Consider the following 25,467-nt stretch of genomic DNA (forward strand, 5'->3'; position numbering starts at 1 on the left):
TTGTTTGAGGTCGCCGGCAGCGGGAGTAAGAGTCGCCCCGGAATTCGTGAGGAGGACGCCATGACGCTGAATTTCGACCCGAGGGCGAAGGCCACGACGCTCTACCGTGGCGAATTCCGGCCGATGTTCATCGGCGGAAAATGGGTTGCGGCGCAGTCCGGTGAGGTGATGCAGGCGCTGAACCCGGCGACGGGCGAGGTGCTGGCGACCGTGCCGCGAAGCTCGGCGGCCGATGTCGATGCTGCGGTGGCTGCGGCGCGTGCGGCCTTCGAAGGGCCGTGGTCCAAATTCTCGCCCTACGAACGGCAGTGCGTGCTGTTGCGCATCGCCGATCTGTTCGAGACGCATTGGGAAGAGCTCAGCGTTTCCGACACGCTCGACATGGGGCTGCCGATCACCCGCACGCTGGCCAACCGGCGCCGCGTCATCGGCATGCTGCGCTTCTATGCCGGCATGGCGACGGCGCTGCATGGCGAATCCATCGACAATTCCATCCCTGGCGAGATCGTCTCCTTCACAAGGCGCGAGCCGGTCGGCGTCGTCGGTGCGATCATTCCCTGGAATGCGCCGACCGCCGCCTCGATCTGGAAGATCGCGCCGGCGCTCGCCACCGGCTGCACCATCGTGCTGAAACCTTCGGAGGATGCCTCACTGACGCCGTTGCTGATCGCGCGGCTGATGCAGGAAGCCGGCGTTCCCGACGGCGTCGTCAACATCGTCACCGGCACTGGCGGCGAGGCCGGCGCGCGGCTCGCCGAACATCCCGACGTCAACAAGATCGTCTTCACCGGCTCGACGCTTACTGGACAAGCGATCGCGCGGGCAGGCGTGACCAACCTCAAGCGCGTTTCGCTCGAGCTCGGCGGCAAATCGCCGATCATCGTCTGCCGCGACGCCGACATCGACAAGGCGGTTCCCGTCGCGGCGATGGCGGTGTTCATACATTCGGGCCAGATCTGCATCGCCGGCTCGCGGCTGTTCGTGGCGCGCGAAATCCATGACGAATTCGTGCGCCGCGTCGCCGAATTCGCCGGCAAATTGCGCATCGGCCATGGCATCGAGGCGGAGACCGAAATAGGGCCGCTGATCAATGCCAGGCAGGCCGGCAAGGTGGAAGGCTATATCAAGGCCGGCAGCGACGAGGGCGCGGAACTGGTCACCGGCGGCTCGCGGCTGACAGGCGCGCTCTATGATGGCGGCAACTTCATCGCGCCCACCGTATTCGGCCAGGTGTCGGACAAGATGACCATCGCACGCGAAGAAATCTTCGGGCCGGTCATTTCGGCGATGCCGTTCGACACGCTGGACGAGGCCGTCGCGCGCGCCAATGCCACGCCCTATGGCTTGGCCGCCGGCATCTTCACCACCCATCTCGGCACCGCGCACAAGCTGGCGCGGCGCATCAAGGCCGGCTCGGTCTGGGTCAACATGTACCACGCCATCGACCCGGCGGTGCCGTTCGGCGGCATGAAGATGTCCGGCTACGGCCGCGAAGGCGGCATCGAACATCTGCATGAGTATATGGAGACCAAGTCAGTCTGGATCCAGACCGACTGAGCCTGTGTCCACCACTTCGTCATCCTAGGGCGAAGCAAGGAGCGAAGCGACGCGCGCAGACCCTAGGATCCATTCCGTGACCTCAAGGCGTTGCAACAGCGCAGAACGCTCACCACCCGGTTCCACGGAAAAGCTCAAACCAATCCGGATTCGCTTTCTCGATGAGCTCAATCTTCCACTGCCTTAGCCAGCGTTTCAGCGATTTCTCTCGCTGAATAGCATCGGTGATATCGAAATATTCTTCATACCAGACCAGCCGCTGCACGCCGTATCGACTTGTGAACTGCGACCCTTGCCCGGACTTGTGTTCGGGCATGCGGCGGCCAAGATCATTGGTGACGCCGATATAGATCGTGCCGCGCTTCTTACTTGAGGTCATGTAGACATAACCGGTCATGGATGTACGTTAGCTGTCAAAGCGAACGCCTTCTATCCTGGACCGCTGCATTTTTGACTGATGTCACGGAATGGATCCTAGGGTCTGCGCGCGTCGCTTCGCTCCTTGCTTCGCCCTAGGATGACGACGTGGGGGATGCTTACTGACCTTAATCAATGCGCCAGTTCGCGCAGGTTGGTGCGGATCAGGTTCATCAGCTGTTCGGAGAAGGAGTGATGCACATAGCCCCGGGCGGTGATGATACCGACCGAGCGGTGAGCGTCGCGGTGGTCGATCGGCGCGACGCGCATACGCTCGTCGTTGCGCGAGATGGCGATGCGGGGCACGACGCAGACGCCGAGCCCCGATGAAGCCAACGCCACCGCCGTCTGCGCGCTCTCGACCTCGTATTGCGGCTTGAGCTCGATGCCTTCGGCCGCCGTCAGCCGGTCGACAAGGCCGCGCACGGCGGTCTTGCGGTTGAGCAGGATGAGGGGATAACGCAAGAGGTCGGAGAGCAGCAGCTTCTTTTCGCCGCCGTAGATTTCCGTGGGAATGCAGGCCATCAGCGGATCGTCGAGGATGGACTCGAACTGGAAGTCGCTCAGGTTCGGCAGTTCGGGGCCGATGTAGAACTCGACTTCCTGCTGCTGCAGCAGGCCAAGTGCCGCCTGCGGCGGGGTCTCGATGACCTCGACGATCGAACGGGGATAGCGCAGCTTGAAGGTCGCCAATATGTCGCCCAGCCGGCTTGCCGCGAGCGTCGGGGCGCAGGCGATCTGGACCTTTCCCTTGCGCCGCGCCGCGATCTCGGTCAGCCGGTCGAGGCTGCCCTGCACCTGCGACATCGCATTGGCGATCTCCTCGAACAGGATCTGGCCTTCCGGTGTCAGGCTGGCACGCTGCGCGGTGCGGATGAACAGCGAGATGCCGATCTGTTCCTCGAGGTCGCGGATCTGCATCGAGACCGCCGATGGCGAGCGGTTGCTCTCTTCGGCAGCACGACGGAAGCTGCCGTTTTCAGCGGCAAGCAGGAACGTCTGCAGAAGTTTGAGGTTGATGCTGGACATGTCCGCTCGGGCAGGTGATCTGACCTCCTGACCTATTCAGACGCGGAAGTGATTGCAAGGCAATAGGCCGGGCCAGCCATTGGTCCTGGCTTAGCCAGCAAAGATATTGCTCTTCAGCCCGGGATCAGTGGACGGCGGCGAACATAACCCGTTCCTCGGTGGCATCGGACAGCATCATCTCTTCCACCACGCGGCCGCGCTTGACGACCAGGATGCGGTCCGAAACGGCAAGGATTTCAGGCAAATAGGACGAGATGACGACGACGGCCATGCCCTGGTCGGCGAGATCGCTGATGAGCTGGTGGATCTCGACGATGGCGCCGACATCGACGCCGCGCGTCGGCTCGTCGAAGATCACCAGCTTCGGCTTCTGGATCAGCGACTTGGCGATCACGACCTTTTGCTGATTGCCGCCGGAGAGTTCGATCATTCGGGCGCGGTCGCTGGTTTGCCGCAGGCTGAGGCGCTCGCCCCATTCGCGGGCCAGCTGCCTCGCGCGGCTCAACGACACCATCGAGATCGGGTTGGAACCCTCGGTCAGCTCGCCCATCTGCAGGTTCTCGCCGGCCGTCATGGTCTCGAAGAAACCGTCGAGCTTGCGATCCTCGGTGACATAGACGATGCCGTCGCGCACCGCCGGCCTCGGCACGCGGTAGCGCACCGATTTGCCGAGCAGGCGAATTTCGCCGCCATGGAAGATGTTGCGCTTCAACAGGCCGGCAACAACCTTGGCCATCTCGGTGCGGCCGGCGCCGACGAGGCCGAACATGCCCGTGACCTGGCCCGAAAAGGCCGAGAAGGACGAGTTGCGCACCAGGCCGGCGCAGGACAGGTTCTCCACCGAAAGCACCTTGTCGCCATAGGGCCGCGCCGTGCGCTTGACCTCGCCATGCAGCGTTTCGGTCAGTGTGCGGCCGACCATGGCCTGCACGATCGAAGCGCGGGTGAAGCCCTTGGCGTCCCCCGAAGCGACGATCTCGCCGTCGCGCATGACGGTGATGCGGTCGGCGACCGCAAGCGCTTCTTCCAGCGCATGGCTGATGAAGATGATGGCGATGCCTTCCCTAACCAGCCGATGCAGAAGGTTGAAGAAGTGGCTCTTCTCCTCCGGCGTCAATGTGGCGGTCGGCTCGTCGAAGATGATGACGCGCGCCTTGTGGTGGACGGCGCGGGCGATTTCCACCATCTGCTTGTGCGCCGCGCCCAGCGTGCTGACCTGCGCGGTCGGGTCGACCTGAAACCCCATGCCGGCGAGGAACTGCCGCGCCTGGATGTAGAGGCCGCGCAGCCGGTTGAACATCTTCTCTTCGCCGAGATAGAGGTTCTGCGCGACCGTCATGGCCGGCACCAGATTGGTTTCCTGGAACACCATGGCGATGCCGGCGCGCAGTGCTTCGGCGGGTGACGCGAAGGACACGTCCTTGCCGTCGAAGGTCATCTTGCCCTCGGTCAGCTTGAACACGCCCGCCATGACCTTGGTCAAAGTGGATTTGCCGGCGCCGTTTTCGCCAAGCAGCGCGTGGATCTCGCCCTTGCGCAAGTCGAAATTGACGTTCTTGAAGGCCGGAATGCGCGAGAAGGCCTTGGTCGCATCCTTGAGTTCGATGATGTTATCCGACATCGCTTAACCCCGCTTGCCGCTGGCGGCGCCGGTCACGCGCACGATCCTGGCGCCGCCGCGCGAGGCGACCAGCAGATCGTCGCCCGTCTCGCAGGCGCTGACCGTGCCGTGCACCGTGCCGTCGGCGCGCGAATGGAAACTCGACAGCGGTTTCATGTTCTGGTCGCAATGCACCACCAGCCCGTAGGACCGGGTGACCGCGTAGGGCTTGAGCACATTCATCTGCTTGAGCTGGCTGCCTTGCATCGGCTCGCGGTAATCGCGCCATGAACTCAGCGACGGCGCCATCCAATAGGCTTCCGGGACTTCGGCCAGCATACGCTTGCGGTAGGTCTCTTCGCGCAGGATGAATTCCACCAGCTGGTTGCGGACGGAATAGAAGGTCAGCCAGTAGCCGGCATTGAAGGCGGGCGCGATGCGGGCGGGATAGGCTGGCAGATGTTCCAGCACCGGCGCCGTTGCCCTGGTGGCGAGGTCGATCGCCAGCACGCGGTGGACCCAGGCTTCGGTGACGTAGATGCGGTTGGAGCCGGTGGTGGCGATGCCGGCGGGCCAGGCGAGGCCGTCGCGGATCAGCTCCAGCCGGCCGCTCTTGAGGTCGAGACGCCAGAGCGAACCGGAAGCGTTCTTCTGCATCAGGTCGCGGCGCCAGCCGCTTGCCGGCAGCGAGGCCGAGCCATTGGCGATCAGCAGGCTGTTGCTGTCGAGGAAGGTGAGGGCGGTGATGCAGGAGAGCCGCAGCGCCTCGTCGCCCGTCGCTTCGCGCCCGTCATGCAGGCCGCCCCGTATGACGACGCCCTTGCCGTCGATCGCGATCGCCGTCATGCCGCGGGCATGGGCAAGCGCGGTGATCTCGCCGGGAAACTCCTGCAGCACCTCTGCCTGGGCCTCAGTGCCGAAACGCATCAGCGAAGCGGCGCTGCTCGCCAGCACGCCCTTGTCGGTGCGCACGAGATTGTCGGCGTCGGCGAGGCTGGCAAAAGTCTCGGCTTCCTCGAGGCCCTGGTTGGGCAGCAGGGGGCCGTCGAGCGTCGGCACCGTCACCGCCCAGTCGCCACGGCCGAGAAAACGGTCGAAAAACTGGCTCACGGCGCTCATGCCTTTTTGCCCCAGTAGGAGTCCGAGCTGAACCAGGTCTGGTCGACACCCTTCAAGGGCAAGGTGCCCATACGGTTGTTGAAGATGCCGCAGAGATAGAGCACGCCCTTGTGCTCGCGCATCGAGGTGATCATCGGATGTTTTTCGCCGGCGCGGTCCCACAGACTTTCGAGGATCTGGCCGTTCTCGTCGAAGCGCAGCACGCAGCCGGTGTTGAGGTTGGGCATCAGCCAGGCATCTTCCGAGACGCGCCGCGCCATGCGGCGGCGGAAGCCCGGCATTTCCAGCGAGAGATCCAGCGCCGGCGTGCGCATGCCCATCAGAGCCAGCCAATAGGTCCCGTCCGAGGCGCGGTTGATGTTGTCGGGATAGCCGGGCAGGCCCTCGATGACGCGTTCGACCTTGCCCTTCTTGGGACCGTCGAAATAGTAGCGGCTGATGCGGCAGGCCCAGCTTTCGGCGAACAGCACGGACTGGCCGTCGAAGGCCGTGCAGATGCCATTGGGGAAGACCAGGTTCGACAGCAGCGTGTGGGTCGAACCCGATTTCGGGTCGTGCACGATGATGCGTCCGTTGCCGCGACTTTCCAGGGCATCGGCGTACCAGTCGTGCATTTCGAAGCGCACGGTGGCTTCGGAGAAGACAATGCGGCCGTCCGGAAGGATGTCGCAATCGTCGGCGAGCTTCATGGTCGAGTCGTCGACGACCGAGGTCAGCGAGCGGTTGGTCTCGGCGGTCAGCAGCTTCACCGCGCCGTCCGGTGCCACGCGGTAGAGACCCATTCCGGCGACGCAGATGACCAGATTGTCGTCGCGGTCGAAGGCCATGCCGAGCGGCGAGCCACCAATATGGGCGAACACTTCACTCTCAGTATAATGCGGCGGCTGGAAGCGCAGGATGTCGCCCTGGCGGGTGCCGGTGTAGAGCCGGTCCTTGCGGTCGAAGATGACGTCCTCGGCGCCGTCGAGGACACCAAGGCCGATGACGCCGACATCCTTCAGCCGGTCGTTCACGGCGATCGGCGTGCCTGGCGCGGTGGAGATCGGCTCGCGCATCTTGGCGAAGGTCGGCGAGATGTAGACGCTGCGCAGGATCTTGTGGCGGTTCTTCACCCAGCGCACGTCGAGCAGGACCGAGAAAAGCAGCACGAGGCCGAGGATCAGGGAGTTGACCGGGCCGGACACGGACAGAGCGAGCAGGCTGTTGGACAGGATGAGCACGAAGATCGTGCCCATCAGCGCCTTGGCGACCGAGCCGCGCCCGCCGCCCAGCGAGATGCCGCCGAGCACGGTCGCGGTCAGCACCTGCAGTTCGAGGCCGGTGCCGATATCGGAAGCAGCGCTGCCGATGCGGGCCGAGAAGAAGAAGCCGGAGAGCGCGACCAGCACCGAGCAGATGACATAGGCGCTGAACAGTGTGAAGCGCACATTGATGCCGGCGTTGTAGGCGGAGCGGCGCGCGCCGCCGACCGCGAACAGCCGCCAGCCATAGCGGGCGCGCGACAGTACGAGGTGGATCACCAGCGCGATGACGGCGAAGACGACGAAGGAGGTCGGCACGCCCCAGACCGTGCCGAAACCGAGGAAATCATAGGTCGGTGAATTGGGGCCGCTCGTGACGATCGGTGTCGAGACCTGCGGGAAGATGACGTCGAAGGTCGAGCGGTAGATGATGAGCGTGACCAGCGTGGTCAGGAAGGCCCGCATGCGCAGGAAGCCGACCAGGAAGCCGTTGATGGCGCCACAAACGACGCCAAGTCCAAGGCAGGCCAGCAGGCCGGTGCCGAAACTCCATTGCCCGACATTCATGCCGTAGAGCGTCACCAGCACGGCCAGCGCGAAGGTCGAGCCGACCGAAAGATCGATGCCGCCCGAGACCATGACGATGGTCATGCCAAGCACGACCAGGCCAAGCTCGGCGGTCTGGCCGCTGAGGTTGGTCAGCGTCGCAACGCTCCAGAAGCCCGGCACGATCGAGCCGAAGATCACGCACAAAATGATCAGCGCCGTGAAGGGGATGACGCTATCGATCCACTTCTTGGTGAGAATCTCCCCGACCACGTGGTCGGGGAGCAAGCGGTAGCGCCAGCGTACAAGGCTTTCGGCCATGCTCATCAAGAATGTCCGTTACTTGAGCTCGTCCAGCTTCCAGCAGTTCCTGCCGGTGGCGTTGGTCTTGTCGACACGGGTGATCGGACCGAAGAAGATGGTCTTCTCGCTGCCCGCCTGCCGATCAGGATGCTGCAGCAATTCCGAAATCTGCTGTGCGGCGATCTCCGCCTGGATCGGCGAGTTGAAGTTGAAAATCACATCGAGCAGGCCGTTCTTGATGCTTTCGCAGCCGGTGGCGCTGCCGGCGCCATTGGTGACGATGGTGACCTGGTCCTGCTTGCCGGCGGCAGCGACCGCGGCACCGGCGCCGACTTCGGCGTTGTCCCAGATGCCCATGATGCCGCAGAGGTCCGGATGCTGCTGGAGCACCGTCTCGGTGATCTGGCGGGCCTTCTCGCTCATATAGTCGGCCGGCTGGTCGGAGACGAGCTGCAGCTCGGGATTGGCTTTGAGTACCTCGTCGATGCCGGTGCGCATGTAGATGTTGGCGGCGCCCGTCTGGACGCCGGCAAGCCAGACGACCTTGTGTGAGACGGCGTTCGGCCCGGTGCAGTGCTTGGCCAGTTCGCCCATTTCGAGGCGGCCCATCTCGATCCAGTCATTGCCGACATAGGAATCGGTCTGCGTCGCCGACTGCATGTTGACCTGCAGCACCTTGATGCCGGCGGCCTGCGCCTGCTTCAGCAGGCGAGCATAGGTCTGGACATCGGGGTTCTGGACGATGATCAGGTCCGGCTTCTCGGCGATGGCGCCCTGCATGGCGCGGATGCCGGCATTGGTGTCGCCGTTGGGGTCACGCACGTCGAGGCTGAAGCCGTAGCGGGCAGCGTGACGCTGCCACACCACCACCCAGGACTGGTTGAGGTCCATGCCTTGCGAGATCGGTATGAAGATGACCTTCTTGCCCTTGAGCGATTCCAGATAGGGCGCGCGCCCGACCTGATCGGTTTCCTGTGCGGTGGTGACGTTGGCCACGCTGAGCAGCGCCAGCGCCGTCAGGCCCGCGAACAGGCAATTCTTGAACAACTTCATGGTTTCCTCCCTGATTGATGTTTCGGGTTTCTTGTTTCAGATGTCGCCGCTCTGCGAGGTCTGCTCGTCGCGCGGATTGATGATGGCGTCGATGGCCAGCGCACCCAGCAGGATCACGCTCTTGATCAGGTTCTGGCTGGTGTAGCTGAAGTTCAGGATGGTCATGCCGTTGGTCAGGATGCCGACCAGGATGGTGCCGACAATGACGTTGCGTACGCCGCCCTGGCCGCCGGAGAGGCCGATGCCGCCAAGCACCACGACCAGCAGCACGTCGTAGATCAGGCTGGAATTGTAGAGGCGCGTGTCGATGCCGGTGACCAGCCCCAGCATGATGATGCCGGCGGTAAAGGCGATGAGCGCGCTCAGCACATATTGCGTCACGATGATCGGGCGCGTCGGCAGGCCGGTGGTGCGGGCCGCGTTGGGGTTGTCGCCCGTGGCATAGACCAGCCGACCAAAGCGGGTCTTTCTCAGGAAGAAGCCCATCAGTGCCGCGACCGCGCCGAAGATGACGACGGACATTGGGATGCCGAGGATGGTGCCGCTGCCGACGAATTTCAGCCAGGCGATGTTTGACGGGGCATAGAGCACGTCGGAGGCAAAGACGATGCGGCCGGACCCGTAGACCGAGGAGGCGATGGCAAGCGTGGCGAAGATCGGCGGGATTTCGGCCACCGCCACCATGATGCCGGTGAACAGGCCGATGGCAGCGGCAAGTAGCGCGCCGCAGACCACCGCCAGCGTGAAGTCGATGCCCCAGGTGGAAATCCAGATGCTGAAGGCGACGCCGACGACCATCACCGCCACCATGGTCAGATCAATGCCGCGGCCAACGACGATGAAGCCCATGCCGACGGCCAGCGTGCCGAGGATCGAGACGTTCTTGAGGATGGCAATGATGTTGCCCTGGGTCAGGAAATTGTTGAGCGTCGCCGAGAACACGACGAAGAGGATGACCGAGATCGCGACGACGACCAGCTCCTGGGACATTTTGATGCCCATGCGCGCGCCGTCGGATTTGCCCGAACCAGCCAAGTCTCTTCCTCCCTCGCTGCCAGCTTCAAGCGGCAGCTTGCCCGAGCAGCGTTGCCGCTCCGGCTCGTCCTCCACAGCCACCAAGCCGGCTGCCTCCGTAGAGACCATTGCGGCTGGAGCCGGCAGGGGCAATTTCGTTTTTCTGATGCGCTGTGCAGTTCGCTCCGGCGGCGGGGTCGGGCAGCCGGCAAATCACGGGGAGGTGAAAGCGCGGCCAAGCAGCCGTGACTGGGGAACCTTTGCCCGGCTGGCGGTTTTGCCTATATATCCGTATATGGAATGGCCAGGAGGGTGTTGCCGATGACGACGAAACGCTTTGCGATCTGTGCCCTGGCTCTCGTCATGGGCTGCGTGGTGTCTTCGTCGGCCTTGGCTGGGGCCAAGCACCGTCATCATCACAGACATCACCACCATCGGGAGCAGCACTACAGTCAGACCGGGACTGAACGCTATGTTCCCGCCGATGACGATCTTATCGGCTTCCTGTTCGGCGGCCCGCGCTATTACGACCAGCAGCTGTTCACCACCGCCGCCGGCCCCTGTGCGTACGATCGGGTGGGGCCGGACGCCAACGCATCGAACATGATCAACGGTCACTATTGCGGGAAGTAGCGGCAAGGCGCATCGTTCGCGGCTCGGAATGCCTGCGCCAGGCTTGGGTTAGCGCATCAGTTTGTCGTAGCGTTTGACCAGGCGGTCGCGCTTCAGGCGCGACAATCTGTGCGTCCAGAAGAGCCCGTCGAGCTGATCGATCTCATGCTGGTGGCAAACGGCCAGCAGACCGTCGGCGTCCTCATATTGCTCGATACCATCCAGATCCTGATAGCGGATGCGGACGCTTGCATGCCGCTCGACGTCTTCCGTGACGCCAGGCATCGAAACGCTGCCTTCCACATGACGGATCATGTCGGTGGAGGCATGGATGACAGATGGATTGACGTAAATCCCCGGCTTTGCGGCGGATGGCAGCTGGATCACGACCAGGCGCAGCAAGATGCCGACATGCGGGCCGGTGATGCCGATCCCCGGCGCCGCGTGCATGGTGTCGATGAGATCACCTGCCAGTCGCTGCAATTCGGCGTCGAACAGCGTCACCGGCTCCGCGACAGCGCGGAGAAGGGGGTTGGGGAATTTGATGATCGGCCGAACCGCCATGGACCTCGTCCTAACTCCTTCGTCGAGTGCCGCGGGCGACGCTTCACGACATTGTCACGGTTCCGTCAAGCCCGCGCGAATCTCGGCGTCATGCTCGCCGCGCGCCGGACTTTTCGCCGGCGTCCACGTGGTGCGACCGGAAAAGCGCGGCGCGGCCGCCGCCTGAAGGGTACCGTCCGCAGTCAGCCAGGAGCCGCGCGCGGCCATGTGCGGATGCTGCGCCGCCTGCCATGGATTGAGCACCGGGGAGACACAAGCGTCCGAACCCTCAAACAGACTGGTCCATTCGTCGCGCGGTTTTGCGGCAAAGATCGCGGCCAGCCGGTTGCCGAGCTCCGGCCAGAGATCGCGATCGAATTGGTCGGCGAATTGCGGATCGGCGGCGAGGCCAAGCCGGTCGAGGAACAGCGCATAGAATTTCGGCTCGATGCACTGGACGCTGATGAAGCCGCCATCGGAGGTGCGGTAGACGCGGCACCAATGCGGCCCGTCGAGAAGGCTGGTGCCTCGCTCTGCTGCGAGGCCGCCGATTTGGCCGAGCGCCATCAACAGGTTCATCATGTGGGCCGAGCCGTCGACGATTGCCGCATCGACAACGGTGCCCTGGCCGTTGGCACGCGCGTTCATGCTGGCGGCCAGCATGCCGATCACCAGATAGAGCGCGCCACCGCCTATGTCGCCAACCAGTGTGGGCGGCGCCATGGGCGGCTCGCCCGGCAAGGAGGCGTACCAGAGTGCGCCCGAGACGCCGGTATAGTTCATGTCGTGCCCGGCGGTATGGGCCAGTGGACCGTTCTGGCCCCAGCCGGTCATGCGCCCATAGACGAGGCGTGGGTTGGCTGCGTGGCAGGCATCGGGGCCGAGCCCGAGGCGCTCCATCACGCCTGGCCGAAACCCTTCGATCAGACCGTCGGCGGTGGCGATCAGGCGCATCAGCAGGGCGACATCCCCGGCATCCCTTAGGTCGAGCGCGATGGAGCGCTTGCCGCGATCGAGCAGCGAGCGTTCGGGCAGGCCCGGCACGGGCGCCTGCTTGCGGTGGACGACGATGACATCGGCACCAAGATCGGCGAGCAGCATGCCGGCGAAGGGTGCAGGCCCCAGCGCCTCGATCTCGATGATGCGCGTCCCCTTCAGCATTCCACCCTCCACGGCGTTCAACCCTTTGGCATGGCGCACTTTTGGCGTGCACGGGGCGACAGTGTGTAACCCCGCTGTTTTGGCATTGAAGCACGTGTCGCTCGCCTATACTTCAGGGCCATGAAAAAAATCGGTTTCCTGTCATTCGGGCATTGGACGCCCTCGTCGCAATCGCAGGTGCGCTCGGCTTCGGACGCGCTGCTGCAGTCCATCGATCTGGCCGTCGCGGCCGAGCAGCTGGGCGCGGATGGCGCCTATTTCCGCGTGCATCATTTTGCCCGCCAGCTCGCTTCGCCATTTCCGCTGCTGGCGGCGGTCGGCGCCAAGACCAGCCGCATCGAGATCGGCACGGCGGTCATCGACATGCGCTACGAAAATCCGCTCTACTTGGCCGAGGATGCGGGGGCGGCCGACATCATCGCCGGCGGGCGCCTGCAGCTCGGCATCAGCCGTGGCTCGCCCGAACAGGTGATCGATGGCTGGCGCTATTTCGGCTACCAGCCGCAGGAAGGCCAGACCGACGCCGACATGGCGCGGCATCATGCCGAGGTTTTTCTCGACACGCTGCGCGGCGAGGGTTTTGCCCAACCCAATCCACGGCCGATGTTCCCCAACCCGCCAGGGCTGCTCAGGCTCGAGCCGCATTCGGAAGGCCTGCGCGAGCGCATCTGGTGGGGTGCGGCCACCAACGCCACTTCGGAATGGGCGGCCAAGCTCGGCATGAATTTGCAGAGTTCGACGCTCAAATTCGACGAGACCGGCAAGCCCTTTCACATCCAGCAGGCTGAGCAGATCCGCATCTATCGCGAGGCCTGGAAGGCGGCCGGCCACGAGCGCGAGCCGCGCGTCTCGGTCAGCCGCAGCATTTTCGCGCTGGTCGATGATCGCGACCGCGCCTATTTCGGGCGCGGCAATGAGAGCCGCGACCAGATCGGTTTCATCGAAGAGAATACGCGGGCGATCTTCGGCCGCAGCTATGCCGCCGAGCCGGATGTGCTGATCAAGGAATTGGCGCAGGACGAGGCGATCGCCGAGGCCGACACGCTGCTGCTCACCGTGCCCAACCAGCTCGGCGTCGACTACAACGCCCATGTCATCGAGGCGATCCTGAAGCACGTCGCGCCTGGGCTGGGCTGGCGCTGACCGCCGCACCGTGTAACCATCCGCCATGGCGGGCGGTTCACGGAGGTTCACGGTATGGCGAAGAAGGCCTTGATTGCCTGGGGCGGCTGGGAAGGCCATACGCCGGAACGCAGCGCCAACGTCATCCGGGCGCTGCTTCAGCGCAACGGCTTTGATGTCACGCTGGGCGCGGGCACGGCGCTATTCGCCGATCCGGAGCTTTCCTCATTCGATCTCATCGTGCCGGTCATCACCATGTCGACGATCGAAAAGGCCGAGCTGCAAAACCTGACGCAGGCGGTTCGCGCGGGAAGCGGGCTCGGCGGCTTTCACGGCACGATGGGCGACAGTTTCCGCAACGAGCCGGATTATCAGTTCATGACCGGCGGCCAATGGGTCGCGCATCCCGGCAACATCATCGATTACAGAGTGGCCATCACCCGGCAGGACGACCCGATAACCAGAGGCATCAGTGATTTCGCCTACCGCTCCGAGCAGTATTACATGCATGTCGACCCGAGCAACGAGGTGCTGGCGACCACAACTTTCACCGACGCGCATTTCCCCGGCATTGGCGGGGTTGTCATGCCGGTGGTGTGGAAGCGCAGGTATGGCGCGGGGAAGGTGTTTTACAGCTCGCTTGGGCATACGGCGGATGAGTTCGCGGTGCCGGAAATGGCGCTGATCATGGAGCGCGGTTTGCTTTGGGCGGCGCGGGGGTAGCGGTGAGGGCGGCTTCCCACGCCTTCGTCATCCTAGGGCGTAGCAGTCGCGAAGCGACGTCGCGGAGACCCTAGGATCCATGCCGCGACTTTCGAGCGATGCGACGGTGCAGACGTTGGATCACTGTTGCGACGGGTCTCGACTATCTGGCGATGGGTGCCGACGATTGTTCTGGACCGTTGTGCTCGTGTGCCGGTCACGGAATGGATCCTAGGGTCTGCGCCGCGTCGCTTCGCTCCTTGCTCCGCCCTAGGATGACGAAGCGAGGGGGCCGCAACCCTCACCCAATCCCGCCCGTAACCACGTAGGCGCCAGCGCTGCGTCCATCCTCCAGCCGCACCACTGCTGTAACCATCGAGCCATACGAGCCACGCCAGACACTGTGGATCCGCTTGTGCTCGGCGGCCGGAACCAGAGCGCTTCCGCTGAAGCGCGTGCCGGCTCGCCGCATCGCGACGACCTCTCCATTGACATGCACCGTGATGCTGGCCTTCTCCGCCTCTGCGTCGCCGGGCAAGTCGAGGGTGATGGTGATCTCGTCCTGATCGCCCGAAGTGTGCGTCTCGGCGGCAAGCGTGATTGCAAGGGTTGCCTTGCCATCGCCAGTTGGGAACGTCGGCCTCGAAAACACATCATCCGCCAGTTCCGGCGTGCGCGGCGGACTTGTGCGGCGCTGCGTGGCGCGCTCGTAATCGCCGGCCATGCGCAGCAAGCGTTCGTCGTCATAAGCCTTGCCGGCGAAGGTCAGGCCGACCGGCATGCCGATGTCGGCCATGGTGCCCATCGGCACGGTGACGGTTGGGATGCCGAAATGGCGCCAGACCAGATTGCCGTTGGCGACCCAGGTGCCGTTGCGCCAGGCGAGGTCGGCCGAGGTCTCATTGATGTCGGCATCGGCCGGGCCGACATCGGCGGCGGCGGGCAGCACCACGGCGTCGAGGCCTTGCGCATCGAGCCAGTCCTCGAAATCGATCCGCCTCGTCGCTTCAAGCCCCTTCAGGCCCTCTTCCAGCGAGGGGATATCCCTGAAGGGCGTGACGCCCGACTTGGCGCGCTCGACATACTCCCTGAGGTCGAAGCCACCTTCATAGCGGTCGGGCAGCGTGCCGGGCGGCTGCGGGAAGATTTTCGGGCCATCAACAGAGACGAGATCGGGCAGCGCCGGATCGGCATTGGCGCGCAGGAAGCCATCCCAGCCCCAGATGCAGAGATCCCAGAGTTCGCGGTTTGCGAACTCTTCCGGCACCAGACCGCGCTCGACCATGGTGCGCGTGCCCGGGCGATCGCGCTCATAGTTGGAGACGACGGGGAAATCGACCTCCACCACTTCGGCGCCAAGCCGTTTGAGATCCGCCGCAGCCTGCTCCCACAAGGCAAGCACTGAGGCGCGGGTTTCGATCGGCCGGTCGACCTCGCTATCGCGGCCGATATACATGCGGGGCACGCCGAGCCGTTTGCCCTTTAGCGATCCTGCAAGAGCCAGGTCGGTGTAGCGTTGCGGCCGCACCTCGGCGCTTTTCGGCAAGTCGACCCAAGGCTGCGCGCGCCAGAAATCGCCCCGCGTTTCCTGATCATCGGCGACGATCACATCGAGCAGTTCGAGCATGTCGGGCATTGTCCGCGCGTGAGGCACCACGACATCCATGGTCGGCACCAGCGGCCAGTTGCCGCGTACGGAAATGACGCCGCGCGACGGCGTGTAGGCGACAAGCGCGTTGTTGGTGGCCGGTGCGCGGCCGGACGACCAGGTCTCCTCGCCAAGACCGAAGGCGCAGAAGCTTGCTGAAGTCGCCGTGCCGGAGCCGTTCGACGAACCCGACGCGAAAGCGGCGGTCAGATACTCCGCATTGTAGGGGCTTTCGGCGCGACCATAGACGCCGCGCTGCATGCCGCCATTGGCCATCGGCGGCATATTGGTGAGGCCGATCAGCACGGCGCCGCCGGCCCGCAGCCGGGCGATGGTGAAGGCGTCCTCATTGGCGACGAGATGCTCGAAGGCGGGCGAGCCGGCGGCGACCGTCAGGCCTTTGACCTTGTAGCTGTCCTTGGCGGTGTAGGGGATCCCGTCGAGCAGCCCGAGCAGGGCGCCATTGCGACGCCGCTGGTCGGAAGCGGCGGCCTCCTCGAACATCGCAGGATTGAGTACGGGGACGGCATTGAGGCTGATGCCATGCCGGTCGAAATGCGCGATGCGGCGGAGATAGGCCGCGACCAGCTCGACGCTGGTGACTGTGCCGTCCTCAAGCGCGCGCCGCAATTGCTCGATCGTCGCGTCAACGAGATGAAGGCTGGCATCGGTCATCACGGGTCCCGGGTTGTTATTTGCCTGCCATGGATGAGCGAGGCCGCCGGCTTCGGCAAGGGCCAATCAACAGTCTTTGCCGGAACATGTTGTTCCTGTGGATGCTCAGGCGTCTCCCGCCGTCAGTTTCATGCGCTCGATGATCTGCGCCATCAGCGCCAGGTCGCGGCGCGAATCGGCAAGGTCGGTCAGCGGCTTCGTGCTGTCGGTAATATGGCGGTGGAAAATCTCCAGCTCATTGGAGAAGGCGTCGCCATAGAGCGGGCCGAAGCTTTTCGTCACCGGACCGAGCGGGCCGGCATCGGTCACTTCCAGTCGCGTCGGCAGGCTACGTATATACGGCGTGTCGTAGATGATGCGCACGCGCCTGGTGTTGGAGCGCACCTCGATCATGGCGTCGAACAGGCCGAGATCGTCGACCACTGCATCATAGAGGCAAGCGAAATGGCCGTAGTCGAAAGTGATGCTGGTGTTGGCGCCGCCATTGGTGCGGTGCGCAGACACCACGCCCTTGGGCTCGCCGATCAGCCCGCGCATCGCCGAGATGTGGTGCGAGGACAGCGCTGTCAGCCCGCGATAGGCACGCACCAGGTCGGCTGGGGCATCGGCACCGACAACTTCATGGATCAGCGCGTCCCGCTCTTTGGCGCCGCGTTCCAGCAGGGCAGGGTCGATGTCCCTGGGGTAGAGGACATTCTGGCTCTTTTTGAGGAAATGCCGGCCTTCCGAGATCAGGTCGAAGATGCGGACATGGGTGATGTCGGCATAAGCGGGTAACTCATCCCTGGCCGCTAGATATGCCGGTGCGTAGCGGCGCATGTAGCCGACGAAAAGGGTCTTCTTGTAGGCCGGCATCAGCGCCAGCAACTCATCGATCTCGCGCACCGTGAGACAAGCGGGCTTTTCCAGCAGGATGTGTTTGTCGGCTTGCATGGCCGCGTGCACGAAGCGGCTGTGAGTGTCGTCGGACGACAGCACGAAGACCACGTCGATGTCGGGTGAAGCGATCAGCGCCTCGGCGGTTTCGAACGGTTTTGACTTCGTATGTTGCGATGTGACGAGCGACACCAGGCTCGGCGAAACATCATACACGCCCGCGATCACCCAGCGGTCGCGCTGGTCGGCCAGAACAGGCAGATGAATTGACTGCGCGACTTCTCCAAGACCCACAAGCCCGACACGAAGTGGTGCCACTCTCAAACTCCCTTGATTTCAAGCCTGATGCCGGCCGCGCCGGCGGCGAGCCGTTCATGTGTTTCAGTCCGTCACGCCGCGCCGGTGACCAGCGCGACGAGCTCGTTGCCCGTTGTTTCGGAAGCGCGTACCGTCGCTGCCATCTTTCCTGCCCGCATCACCCAGATCTGGTCGGACAGGCGGCGCACCTGATCGAAATTGTGACTGACCAGGATGACCGAGACCGACTGGTCGCGCAGGCGCCGGATCAGCGCCTCGACATTGGCGGTTTCCTGAACGCCCAGTGCTGCCGTCGGCTCGTCCATCACTACCAGCTTGGCGCCGGAGCCGACGGCGCGGCAGATCGAGATCGCCTGCCGCTGGCCACCCGACAGGCGGCGCACGCGCTGGTTGATCGACGGCACGTTGATCGACAGGCGCGACAGCATCGAACGGGCCTCGCGTTTCATCGCCTTGCGGTCGAGGAAAGCGAAAGGGCCGATGCGGCGCACCAGCTCGCGATTGAGGAACAGGTTCTGCGCCACCGTCAGTTCGTCGATCAGCGCCAGGTTCTGGTGCACGGTTTCGATGCCGGCCTTGCGGGCGCCGTCGGGATTGGAGAAGGGGTGCTCGCGGCCATCGAAGACGATCGAGCCGGTATCCGGCACATGCACGCCGACCAGGCAGCGGATCAGCGTCGACTTGCCGGCGCCATTGTCACCGATGACGGCGGTGACTTCGCCGCGGCGTGCCTGGAAAGCGACATCGGTGAAGGCGCGCACGCCGCCGAAATGCTTGCTCAGGCCATCGCAGGCGATGATCGCCTCGGAGGAGGAGGCGCTCATTTCTGGTACCGCATGATCAGGGCTGCCAGCACCACGATGGCACCCACGGCAAGCGGTTGGTAGAAGGCCGAGACGCTGAGCAGCGTCAGGCCGTTGACCAGCGCGGTCAGCATCAGGGCGCCGATGGCCGGACCAAGGATGCTGGCGCGGCCGCCGAACAGGCTGACGCTGCCCAGCACCACCGCCGCCACCGAATTGAGGAGCAGGCTGGTGTTGATCAGCGGTTCGGCCGAGCCGATGCGCGCCACCAGCAGGATTGCCGCGATGCCGGCGCAGAACCCCGAAATGGTGTAGGCGGCGATCTTGACCCGATTGGTGCGGATGCCGAGCGCGCCGGCGCTCTCGGCCTGGCCGCCGGTCGCCAGCAGATGGACGCCAAAGCGCGTATGGTAGAGTGCGACATGCGCCACGATGACGGCACCGATCGCCACCCAGACCGGATAGCCGAATGGACCGAAGGAGCCTGAAGCGAGCTTCAGCAGGAAGGTCGAGCCGACCATGGTCGGCTCGCCGCCCGACAGGATCAGGCCAAGGCCTGTGATGGCCGACAGCGTGCCGAGCGTCACCACGAAGTCAGGGATCTTGCCAATGGTGATGATGAGGCCGTTGAGGAAGCCGATGGCGCTGGTGGCCAGAACCGCCAGCACACAGGCGATGAAGATGCCGTAGCCGGCCGCATTGACGAGACCCAGCACGATGGCGCCGAGCATGACGGAAGCTGCCAGTGAGAGGTCGATGCCCGAGGTCGCGACGACGAAGGTCTGGCCGATCGACAGCACGACCAGGATCGCCGATGCCAAAAGCAGCGCCTGCAAATTGGCGACGCTGAGAAAGACCGGCTGGGCAATGCCGAAGATGATGACGAGGCCGACCAGGCCGACGACGGATGCCCAGTCGGCCCAGAAGGAGGGATCCAGGAGGAGAGCCGACAGGGAGGTGCGGCTCTCCTCCTGCGTGCCCGCCGAATGGGCGGCGGGCGCGTTATCAGTGGAATTGCTCACTTCAGCAACTCACGCAGCGGATCGGGATAGTCGCCGCCGGGGCGCGGAAAATTCTTCAGCGAGGCATCGGCATTGGCCTTGTTGATCAACAGCACAGGCGCGGGCACGTTGGCGGGCAGTTCCTTGCCCAAGACCGCCGCCTTGCATGCTTCGACCCCCATGGCGCCGACGACATAGGGGTACTGGGCGACGGTGGCCGAGAGCTCGCCTGAGGCAATCGACTTCAGCGCGTCGACAATGCCGTCGAGGCCGATCACCTTGACGTCCTTGCCCGAGGTCTGCACGGCGCGTTCGACGCCGAGCGCCATGATGTCGTTGGCGGCGAAGAAACCTGCGAGATCGGGATGGGCGGCGAGAATGTCGGTGGCCGCCGTCAGGGCCTTCTCGCGATCCCAGTCGGCGCTCACCATCACCACCACTTCGAGCTTGCCTTCGACTGCCTGCTTGAAGCCCTTGATGCGGGCATTGGAGCCGACATCGCCGACGATACCGGCAATCAGCGCCACCTTGCCGCCCTTTGGCACCAGCTTCAGCATTTCCTCGCCGGCCAGCGCGCCGGCGGCGACATTGTCGGTGCCGATATAGGTCGAGACGGCAAAGCCGGCGGCCTTGGCCTGTTCTGCGTCGATGGTCGAGTCGATGTTGACGATCGGCTTCTTCTTCTGGGCGACCGGCACCAGTGCCTGGACAAGGTTGGAGACGCTGATCGGGTTGACCAGGTAGCAATCGAAATCCTGCATGGCCATGGCGGTCAGGCGGTCGGCCTGGCCGGTGGCGTCGCCCATATTGGCGGCGGCCTGGACGCTGACATTGACGCCGTTGGCCTTGGCCTGCTCCTCGATGCCCTTCTGCATGGTCTGGAAGAACGGGTTGTCGAGGCCTTTGACGATGGCCGCGACCTTCGCCGTGTCCTCGGCATGGGCCGAGACAATGGTTGCCAGCAGGCCCGCGCCAAGCGTCAGGCCTGTGCCGAGCTTTAAGCCATTAAATACGCTCATAGTTTTCCTCCTCCTTATTGTTTGATGTGCCGTTGCATCAGTTTCGGTGTTCGGCGAACGAAATGGCCGACAGGACGCAAGCGACCCCAACGCTTGGTGTCACGAACCGCCGACATGTCGCTGCCAGCCGCTGGATATGCGGCTCGTGGCCCGGTGCGGGCGCTCGTTCATGTCAGGCATTGCTCCTCCCAGAGCGCCGGCTGATGCCTTGCCGGCGTTTGCGCATGTTTCAGAAAAAATTTACACGCGTCAATATTTAAAATGCTGCGAAGCGATTTTCGCCGCTCCGCCGCACGACATCACCGGCATGTCGACCGGCGCCAGCGGCACATCCGTTCCATGGCGAAAAAAAAAGCATCACCCGTTGCAACTTTCGGCGGGCGGTTTGCGTTGCTGGTTTTCCAGGGGGTATACGAGGTTTGCATTGGACCGATTCGAGATCCTGAACGAGCCGCCGGGCATCTATTCCATTTTCGACACGGAAATGCCGGCAATGGCGGGAGGCGGGACACTCATCGGGCTCTACCGGCACGAAGTGCCGCTGGCTCGGTTTGCAGCCACGGAAGCGGGCGGCAAGCCGTCGGCGCTGCCGCCGCTGTCATCGCTGAGCAACTGTCAGACAAATAATACAGATCCGACGCACCAAAACGGCTTGCAAGCGTAAGCTATGGCTCGCAGAAGTTGCGCAAAAAGCATACCGTTGGAGAAAAACTTATACCGTCATCCAGCATGAAAGGGGAATCATGCCTGACCAGAATGCTCTGATCCAAGCGGCCATCGGACGGCTGCTTTCCGAGAAAACCGGAATGGCGGTCATTTCCATGAGAGAGAGTATTACCGAGCTGCTGGCCATAACCGGTGCGACGCTGGCCGTCGAAACCCTGCAGGACTTGCTGCTGGAAATGGCCGAAGTGCGCGGCATGATGGTCGTGCTCGACGTTTAGAGGTCTGTTTTATGCATGCCGTTCTCCCAAAACCGAGGTCACTTTTGGGCGACATTCATCAGAGCGCGGCGGGTACCCGCTCAGCCATGGCATGGTCAAGGCGTCCCGCCTTCCGGGCCGACGCCAGCGTGCCGTCGCCGTAGATCATGCGGCCGGCGCGGAAGGTGGCACGGACACGTGGCACTGGCTGGCGGTCGGCCACGACGAGATCTGCCAGAAGGCCGGGTTCGATGGCGCCGCGGTCGGCAAGCCCCAGGGCCATGGCCGGATTGGCGCTTGTGAGTGCCGCCGCCGCCGCGAGGCCATCACCCCGCAGCTTGGCCAGGCCAAGCACGGCCGGCAGGATCGAGGCTGGGTGGTAGTCGCTGGCCAGCATGTCGAGCAGTCCGGCCTGGTAGGCCTGCCGGGCGGAAAGATTGCCGGAATAGGATTCTCCGCGCAGCGCGTTGGGCGCGCCCATCGCTGTGTACATGCCGAGCCTGCGGGCTTCCTGCGCTGCTTCCAGGGTCACCGGGAATTCCGAGAGCGCGGCACCCAGGCCATGGACCAGCTCCACCTTTTCCAGCGTGTCGTCGTCATGGGAGGCGAGCACGATGCCGGCGGCGTGCGCACGCGCCGACAGATCCTGCAGGGCGTTCAGCACATCGCCCTGGCCGTTGCGGCCGGCCATGCGCTTGCCGACGACTTCGGAGGCCGCCGCAACCGACATGCCGCGCTCCTTGGCGATGCGGGCGATGTAGAGTTCGACGTCGCGGTACTGCCCCTGTCCGGGCGTATGATCCATCAGCGAGATCAAATGAAGCCTGCCGGCGTCCATCAGCTTCTGCAGCTTGGGAATCGCAGGGGTGAAGGTCACTTCGAAGCGGGCATGGATGCGGTGATCGACCAGCAGATCGTCCTTCATACCGGCGATGGTGTCGATGATCGCAGTCGTATGATCTTCTGAGCGCATGACGCCGCTGGTGACGCTGGCGCCGATGAAGGAAAGCGCGGCATAGGCGGTGGTGACGCCGCAGGAGGCGAGCTTCTTGTCGAGCTCGGCAATGCCGATCGGCATCGGCACGTGGACGCCGATGCGCGGCTCGACTTCCCTCTCCACCATGTCGCCATGCATGTCGATGAAGCCGGGCAGCAGCAGGCGGCCGCCGCCCTCGATATCGGCATGCTCGACAGGCTTGTCGCGGATCTCGGCGATCCGGCCATTCTCGATCCTGACCGCGCCGTTCGGGATGACGCGGTCGCGCAGGACAATTTCGAATTCACTCAGCCACATCAGGGTTCTCGTCAATCGCGGCGACATCGTCGGGGTGTGGAAGACCGGGATCACGATGATGATGCGCCGGCTTGGCCGTGCCCCGATCATGATCCGTCCAGGACATTGCGGTGTTTTCTAGTTCACTCGAATGCCGGTTTCCATTTGATTTTTATGACATTTCCATGAAGGCCGGCCTGAGCGGCTCACCGTTTCATGGAAACGGCGGACCACTCCAACTCTTTGTTTTGACGCAATTCCCAAGGGAAAGCGCTATGCGCTTTTCCCGGGAAAACCGTTTACACTTTTCCTGGAATTGCTCTTGAGCGCTTGGCTCAGCCGGTACGGGATCGTTCCGACAGCCATTCGGCGGTTTGCTGGCTGGCCTGTTCGGCGGAAAGCTCAAGGCCAAGCCCCTGCAGCAGGCCATGCAGGAATATGCCGGTGAAGCAGTCGCCGGCACCGATCGTGTCGGGCACGGAAACCTGCTTCAGCGGCGTGACTTGTCTCAGGGCCTTGCCATCATAGAGCGAGATCGGGCGCGTTCCAACGGTCAGCACCAGCGTCTTCAGGCGCGGCCCGGCAATCCGTGACGCTCGCTCCCAGATATCTTGCGTGTCCTCGCCGGGAAAATCGGCACGCGATCCGATGACGATGTCGGCCGGGCGCGGTGAGGCGGTGCGCAGCGGGAACTGCGAAATGACCAGCGGGATCGTCTTCAGCGAGGCGACGATGCCGTCGTCAAGCACGAGGGCGTTGAGGTAGGCGGCATCGCCGGTGACGGGTTCGGGTGCGGCGTAGGGCGGGCGCATCTGGCCGCCACTGTTCAGAATGGTGCGCTCACCACTCGGCTCGAGCAGGATTTCGGTAAACTGGGTTTCGCCAGCCCGCATGGTGACATAGCCGGTATCGATGCCGCTTGCCTGCAGTGTCGCAAGGGCTGCCCGGCCATGGTCGTCGTCCATCAGATTGCTGACCAGCCGCACATCGTTGCCGAGCTTCGCCAGTTGGGTGCTGGTGTGGAAGCCGCCGCCGCCGAGCCTGACGCTGCGGTTGGAATAGACGATGCGCGCGCCCGAGGCGAGCGGCGAGGACAGTGCCCAGACCTGGTCGTAATTGACATGGCCGACAACGATGACTGTGCTCATGGTCCCTGCTTTTCGCGCGGCGCATCGACGATGAAGCGCTGCGCGAGCAGGCTTAGCACTATGACCGGCACCAGGGACAGCAGGCTGGCGGCCATCGGAGCGCCAGCGGACGATACGGCCGGTTGCTCGGCGTTCTGGCGCAGGCGGCCAACGCCAAGGATTGAACAGCTGCGTTACCCGCCCAGGATAAAATCGGCGCAGCGGTCGGCGATCATGATCACCGGGGCGTTGGTGTTGCCGCTGATCAGGCGCGGCATGATCGAGGCATCGCAGATGCGCAGGCGCGGCACGCCGCGCACGCGCAGTTGCGGATCGACCACGGCGTCGCCGTCGCTGCCCATCCGGCAGGTGCCGCAGGGGTGATAGACCGTCTTGGCGTGTTCGAGGATGTGGTCTGATATGGATTGATCGGAAAGATCGGCGTCCTCGCCCGGCGACAGCTCCTCGGCGACCACGGCCTGCAGCGCCGGCTGGCGCAGGATAGTGCGGGCGATCTTCATGCCGGCGAGCAGCAGAGCGAGATCACTGGCATCAGACAGGAAGCCGGTTGTGAAGCGGATCGGGGCGGCCGCGTCACGCGAGCGCAGCCTGACCGTGCCGCGTGACTTTGGCCTGAGCACACAAGGGTTGAGCTCCATGCCGTGGCGCTCGATCGAGCCGTGCTCGGCGCTTTCGATCATCACCGGCAGGACGTGGAACTGGATATCGGGCCTTCCGTCGCCATCGGTGTCGAAGAAGCCGCCGCTCTCGACGACGTTGGAGGTGAGCAGGCCGGTGCGGAACATCAGGTATTGCAAGCCGTGGCGCAGCGCCCGCAGGCCGCGATCCTCACCCAGCAGCGAGATCGGCTGGCGTGTCAGCGCATAGACGGGCGCAGCGACATGGTCCTGCAGGTCGCGGCCGACCGATGGCATGTCGCGGATGACGGGAATGCCAAGCCCGGCCAGGTGTTCGGTCGGGCCAAGGCCTGACAGCATCATCAGCTTGGGCGTCGCCAGCGCACCGGCGGCGAGGATGACTTCGGCCTTCGCCGTCGCCACATGGTTCTGGCCGTCCGACGTGGTGTAGGCGAGGCCGCTCGCCGCACCGTTTTCCAGGGTCACGCCGGTGACCAGCGCATCGGTGATCACGGTGAGGTTGGCGTTGCCGGCCAGCGGCCTCAGGAACACCTTTGCCGCCGACTGGCGTTCGCCATTGGCGGTCGTCGTCTGGTAGAAGCCGACGCCTTCCTGCCTGGCGCCGTTGAAGTCGTCATTGTAGCGGTAGCCAGCCTGCTGCGCGGCCTTGATATAGGCCAAGGAAAGCGGGTGGCGGTGGCGCGGGTCGGAGACCGGCAATGGTCCCTCGGTGCCGTGGCGCTCGCCGGCGAGGCGCTCATTGCGCTCCAGCCGCCGGAACACCGGCAGCACCTCGTCCCAGCCCCAGCCGGGGCAGCCGAGGTCGTGCCAGCCATCATAGTCCTGTGGCTGGCCCCTGATGTAGAGCATGGCGTTGATCGACGAGCCGCCGCCCAGCGTGCGGCCCTGCGGCACCGGCAGCCGGCGGCCGCCGACGCTGGGCTCAGGCTCGGATTCATAGATCCAGCTGCGCGCCGTGCCGATCACCTTGGCGAAGGTGGCGGGAATGTCGATGAGGCGCGTGTTGTCGGCCGGGCCGGCCTCGACCACCAGCACGCGCTTGCCCGCATTGACCAGCCGGTTGGCCAGCGTGCAGCCGGCCGAGCCGGCGCCGGCGATGATGTAGTCGTACGCAGCGCTCATCGTG

The 25,467-nt window shown here is 64.1% G+C and carries 23 protein-coding genes; 6 read left to right on the forward strand and 17 right to left on the reverse strand.

Features of this window, described 5'->3' with window-relative positions; genetic code table 11:
- Positions 1 to 60 precede the first annotated feature (60 nt).
- Positions 61 to 1,557 carry an aldehyde dehydrogenase family protein gene (locus EB235_RS13945; protein ID WP_027030406.1) on the forward strand — a complete coding sequence of 499 codons (1,497 nt, stop codon included), beginning with the start codon at positions 61 to 63 and terminating at the stop codon, positions 1,555 to 1,557.
- A 109-nt stretch (positions 1,558 to 1,666) separates the two neighbouring features.
- Here EB235_RS13945 and EB235_RS13950 read toward each other — a convergent pair whose 3' ends face one another.
- The 7 genes from EB235_RS13950 to EB235_RS13980 all read right to left on the reverse strand — a co-directional run bounded on the left by EB235_RS13950 (position 1,667) and on the right by EB235_RS13980 (position 9,900).
- Positions 1,667 to 1,954, reverse strand: coding sequence for a GIY-YIG nuclease family protein (locus EB235_RS13950; RefSeq protein ID WP_027030405.1), 288 nt, complete (start codon positions 1,952 to 1,954; stop codon positions 1,667 to 1,669).
- 152 nt (positions 1,955 to 2,106) lie between these two features.
- Positions 2,107 to 3,003, reverse strand: a complete 897-nt coding sequence (locus EB235_RS13955; RefSeq protein ID WP_027030404.1) for a LysR family transcriptional regulator — start codon at positions 3,001 to 3,003, stop codon at positions 2,107 to 2,109.
- Between the two features lie 124 nt (positions 3,004 to 3,127).
- On the reverse strand, positions 3,128 to 4,624 hold the full coding sequence (locus EB235_RS13960; protein WP_027030403.1) for a sugar ABC transporter ATP-binding protein: 1,497 nt from the start codon (positions 4,622 to 4,624) through the stop codon (positions 3,128 to 3,130).
- A gap of 3 nt (positions 4,625 to 4,627) precedes the next feature.
- Complete coding sequence (locus EB235_RS13965) at positions 4,628 to 5,722, reverse strand: hypothetical protein (RefSeq protein WP_027030402.1); 1,095 nt, start codon at positions 5,720 to 5,722, stop codon at positions 4,628 to 4,630.
- Positions 5,719 to 7,836 (reverse strand): ABC transporter permease, encoded by a 2,118-nt coding sequence (locus tag EB235_RS13970; RefSeq protein WP_027030401.1) that lies wholly within the window; start codon positions 7,834 to 7,836, stop codon positions 5,719 to 5,721. Before EB235_RS13970 ends, EB235_RS13965 begins: the two co-directional genes overlap by 4 nt.
- Before the next feature lie 12 nt (positions 7,837 to 7,848).
- Positions 7,849 to 8,865 carry a sugar ABC transporter substrate-binding protein gene (locus tag EB235_RS13975; RefSeq protein WP_027030400.1) on the reverse strand — a complete coding sequence of 339 codons (1,017 nt, stop codon included), beginning with the start codon at positions 8,863 to 8,865 and terminating at the stop codon, positions 7,849 to 7,851.
- Positions 8,866 to 8,901: 36 nt separating this feature from the next.
- Entirely contained in the window at positions 8,902 to 9,900 is a 999-nt protein-coding gene (locus EB235_RS13980) for an ABC transporter permease (RefSeq protein ID WP_080681031.1), read from the reverse strand.
- 300 nt (positions 9,901 to 10,200) lie between these two features.
- Here EB235_RS13980 and EB235_RS13985 point away from each other — a divergent pair, with 300 nt between their 5' ends.
- Positions 10,201 to 10,512 carry a hypothetical protein gene (locus tag EB235_RS13985; protein WP_027030398.1) on the forward strand — a complete coding sequence of 104 codons (312 nt, stop codon included), beginning with the start codon at positions 10,201 to 10,203 and terminating at the stop codon, positions 10,510 to 10,512.
- A gap of 48 nt (positions 10,513 to 10,560) precedes the next feature.
- Here the strand turns inward: EB235_RS13985 and EB235_RS13990 are convergent, their stop codons facing one another.
- Both EB235_RS13990 and EB235_RS13995 read right to left on the reverse strand, forming a co-directional pair.
- The gene (locus EB235_RS13990) at positions 10,561 to 11,055 is read right to left on the reverse strand and encodes a peptide deformylase (protein ID WP_027030397.1); all 495 of its coding nucleotides are present in this window, start codon (positions 11,053 to 11,055) and stop codon (positions 10,561 to 10,563) included.
- Positions 11,056 to 11,109: 54 nt separating this feature from the next.
- Entirely contained in the window at positions 11,110 to 12,195 is a 1,086-nt protein-coding gene (locus tag EB235_RS13995; protein ID WP_027030396.1) for a CaiB/BaiF CoA transferase family protein, read from the reverse strand.
- A gap of 120 nt (positions 12,196 to 12,315) precedes the next feature.
- Between EB235_RS13995 and EB235_RS14000 the strand changes: the two genes are divergently transcribed.
- Both EB235_RS14000 and EB235_RS14005 read left to right on the forward strand, forming a co-directional pair.
- Positions 12,316 to 13,338, forward strand: coding sequence for an LLM class flavin-dependent oxidoreductase (locus EB235_RS14000; protein WP_027030395.1), 1,023 nt, complete (start codon positions 12,316 to 12,318; stop codon positions 13,336 to 13,338).
- A gap of 54 nt (positions 13,339 to 13,392) precedes the next feature.
- The gene (locus EB235_RS14005; protein ID WP_027030394.1) at positions 13,393 to 14,040 is read left to right on the forward strand and encodes a ThuA domain-containing protein; all 648 of its coding nucleotides are present in this window, start codon (positions 13,393 to 13,395) and stop codon (positions 14,038 to 14,040) included.
- A gap of 280 nt (positions 14,041 to 14,320) precedes the next feature.
- Here EB235_RS14005 and EB235_RS14010 read toward each other — a convergent pair whose 3' ends face one another.
- The 5 genes from EB235_RS14010 to EB235_RS14030 form a co-directional block, all read right to left on the reverse strand.
- Positions 14,321 to 16,342 (reverse strand): amidase, encoded by a 2,022-nt coding sequence (locus EB235_RS14010; RefSeq protein ID WP_027030393.1) that lies wholly within the window; start codon positions 16,340 to 16,342, stop codon positions 14,321 to 14,323.
- A gap of 105 nt (positions 16,343 to 16,447) precedes the next feature.
- A complete protein-coding gene (locus tag EB235_RS14015; protein WP_027030392.1) occupies positions 16,448 to 17,536 on the reverse strand; it encodes a Gfo/Idh/MocA family protein in 1,089 nt (362 codons plus the stop codon).
- 71 nt (positions 17,537 to 17,607) lie between these two features.
- Positions 17,608 to 18,360 carry an ATP-binding cassette domain-containing protein gene (locus EB235_RS14020; protein WP_027030391.1) on the reverse strand — a complete coding sequence of 251 codons (753 nt, stop codon included), beginning with the start codon at positions 18,358 to 18,360 and terminating at the stop codon, positions 17,608 to 17,610.
- Positions 18,357 to 19,361 carry an ABC transporter permease gene (locus EB235_RS14025; RefSeq protein ID WP_027030390.1) on the reverse strand — a complete coding sequence of 335 codons (1,005 nt, stop codon included), beginning with the start codon at positions 19,359 to 19,361 and terminating at the stop codon, positions 18,357 to 18,359. Before EB235_RS14025 ends, EB235_RS14020 begins: the two co-directional genes overlap by 4 nt.
- Positions 19,358 to 20,359, reverse strand: coding sequence for a sugar ABC transporter substrate-binding protein (locus EB235_RS14030; protein ID WP_027030389.1), 1,002 nt, complete (start codon positions 20,357 to 20,359; stop codon positions 19,358 to 19,360). Before EB235_RS14030 ends, EB235_RS14025 begins: the two co-directional genes overlap by 4 nt.
- Positions 20,360 to 20,528: 169 nt before the next feature.
- Between EB235_RS14030 and EB235_RS14035 the strand changes: the two genes are divergently transcribed.
- Positions 20,529 to 21,023, forward strand: a complete 495-nt coding sequence (locus EB235_RS14035) for a hypothetical protein (protein ID WP_167334866.1) — start codon at positions 20,529 to 20,531, stop codon at positions 21,021 to 21,023.
- Between the two features lie 79 nt (positions 21,024 to 21,102).
- Positions 21,103 to 21,303: a hypothetical protein gene (locus EB235_RS14040; RefSeq protein ID WP_027030387.1), complete on the forward strand. Its 201-nt coding sequence runs from the start codon at positions 21,103 to 21,105 to the stop codon at positions 21,301 to 21,303.
- Between the two features lie 58 nt (positions 21,304 to 21,361).
- Here the strand turns inward: EB235_RS14040 and EB235_RS14045 are convergent, their stop codons facing one another.
- The 3 genes from EB235_RS14045 to EB235_RS14055 all read right to left on the reverse strand — a co-directional run bounded on the left by EB235_RS14045 (position 21,362) and on the right by EB235_RS14055 (position 25,463).
- Positions 21,362 to 22,576 carry an alpha-D-ribose 1-methylphosphonate 5-triphosphate diphosphatase gene (locus tag EB235_RS14045; RefSeq protein WP_027030386.1) on the reverse strand — a complete coding sequence of 405 codons (1,215 nt, stop codon included), beginning with the start codon at positions 22,574 to 22,576 and terminating at the stop codon, positions 21,362 to 21,364.
- Positions 22,577 to 22,890: 314 nt separating this feature from the next.
- Positions 22,891 to 23,703: a PfkB family carbohydrate kinase gene (locus tag EB235_RS14050; protein ID WP_027030385.1), complete on the reverse strand. Its 813-nt coding sequence runs from the start codon at positions 23,701 to 23,703 to the stop codon at positions 22,891 to 22,893.
- Positions 23,704 to 23,876: 173 nt separating this feature from the next.
- Positions 23,877 to 25,463: a GMC family oxidoreductase gene (locus tag EB235_RS14055; protein ID WP_032926421.1), complete on the reverse strand. Its 1,587-nt coding sequence runs from the start codon at positions 25,461 to 25,463 to the stop codon at positions 23,877 to 23,879.
- Positions 25,464 to 25,467: the final 4 nt, after the last annotated feature.

Source organism: Mesorhizobium loti R88b, assembly GCF_013170845.1.
Lineage (GTDB): Bacteria > Pseudomonadota > Alphaproteobacteria > Rhizobiales > Rhizobiaceae > Mesorhizobium > Mesorhizobium loti_B.

What these genes read in the sequence shown, in the direction of transcription:
- EB235_RS13995 (WP_027030396.1), bottom strand. Translation starts at nt 12,195, where the DNA reads ATGCTGAAGGGGACGCGCATCATCGAGATCGAGGCGCTGGGGCCTGCA.
- EB235_RS13960 (WP_027030403.1), bottom strand. Translation starts at nt 4,624, where the DNA reads ATGTCGGATAACATCATCGAACTCAAGGATGCGACCAAGGCCTTCTCG.
- EB235_RS14000 (WP_027030395.1), top strand. Translation starts at nt 12,316, where the DNA reads ATGAAAAAAATCGGTTTCCTGTCATTCGGGCATTGGACGCCCTCGTCG.
- EB235_RS13950 (WP_027030405.1), bottom strand. Translation starts at nt 1,954, where the DNA reads ATGACCGGTTATGTCTACATGACCTCAAGTAAGAAGCGCGGCACGATC.
- EB235_RS14055 (WP_032926421.1), bottom strand. Translation starts at nt 25,463, where the DNA reads ATGAGCGCTGCGTACGACTACATCATCGCCGGCGCCGGCTCGGCCGGC.
- EB235_RS13970 (WP_027030401.1), bottom strand. Translation starts at nt 7,836, where the DNA reads ATGAGCATGGCCGAAAGCCTTGTACGCTGGCGCTACCGCTTGCTCCCC.
- EB235_RS14010 (WP_027030393.1), bottom strand. Translation starts at nt 16,342, where the DNA reads ATGACCGATGCCAGCCTTCATCTCGTTGACGCGACGATCGAGCAATTG.
- EB235_RS13955 (WP_027030404.1), bottom strand. Translation starts at nt 3,003, where the DNA reads ATGTCCAGCATCAACCTCAAACTTCTGCAGACGTTCCTGCTTGCCGCT.
- EB235_RS14005 (WP_027030394.1), top strand. Translation starts at nt 13,393, where the DNA reads ATGGCGAAGAAGGCCTTGATTGCCTGGGGCGGCTGGGAAGGCCATACG.
- EB235_RS13975 (WP_027030400.1), bottom strand. Translation starts at nt 8,865, where the DNA reads ATGAAGTTGTTCAAGAATTGCCTGTTCGCGGGCCTGACGGCGCTGGCG.
- EB235_RS13990 (WP_027030397.1), bottom strand. Translation starts at nt 11,055, where the DNA reads ATGGCGGTTCGGCCGATCATCAAATTCCCCAACCCCCTTCTCCGCGCT.
- EB235_RS14035 (WP_167334866.1), top strand. Translation starts at nt 20,529, where the DNA reads ATGTCAGGCATTGCTCCTCCCAGAGCGCCGGCTGATGCCTTGCCGGCG.
- EB235_RS14040 (WP_027030387.1), top strand. Translation starts at nt 21,103, where the DNA reads ATGCCTGACCAGAATGCTCTGATCCAAGCGGCCATCGGACGGCTGCTT.
- EB235_RS13985 (WP_027030398.1), top strand. Translation starts at nt 10,201, where the DNA reads ATGACGACGAAACGCTTTGCGATCTGTGCCCTGGCTCTCGTCATGGGC.
- EB235_RS14045 (WP_027030386.1), bottom strand. Translation starts at nt 22,576, where the DNA reads ATGTGGCTGAGTGAATTCGAAATTGTCCTGCGCGACCGCGTCATCCCG.
- EB235_RS14030 (WP_027030389.1), bottom strand. Translation starts at nt 20,359, where the DNA reads ATGAGCGTATTTAATGGCTTAAAGCTCGGCACAGGCCTGACGCTTGGC.
- EB235_RS13965 (WP_027030402.1), bottom strand. Translation starts at nt 5,722, where the DNA reads ATGAGCGCCGTGAGCCAGTTTTTCGACCGTTTTCTCGGCCGTGGCGAC.
- EB235_RS14020 (WP_027030391.1), bottom strand. Translation starts at nt 18,360, where the DNA reads ATGAGCGCCTCCTCCTCCGAGGCGATCATCGCCTGCGATGGCCTGAGC.
- EB235_RS13945 (WP_027030406.1), top strand. Translation starts at nt 61, where the DNA reads ATGACGCTGAATTTCGACCCGAGGGCGAAGGCCACGACGCTCTACCGT.
- EB235_RS14050 (WP_027030385.1), bottom strand. Translation starts at nt 23,703, where the DNA reads ATGAGCACAGTCATCGTTGTCGGCCATGTCAATTACGACCAGGTCTGG.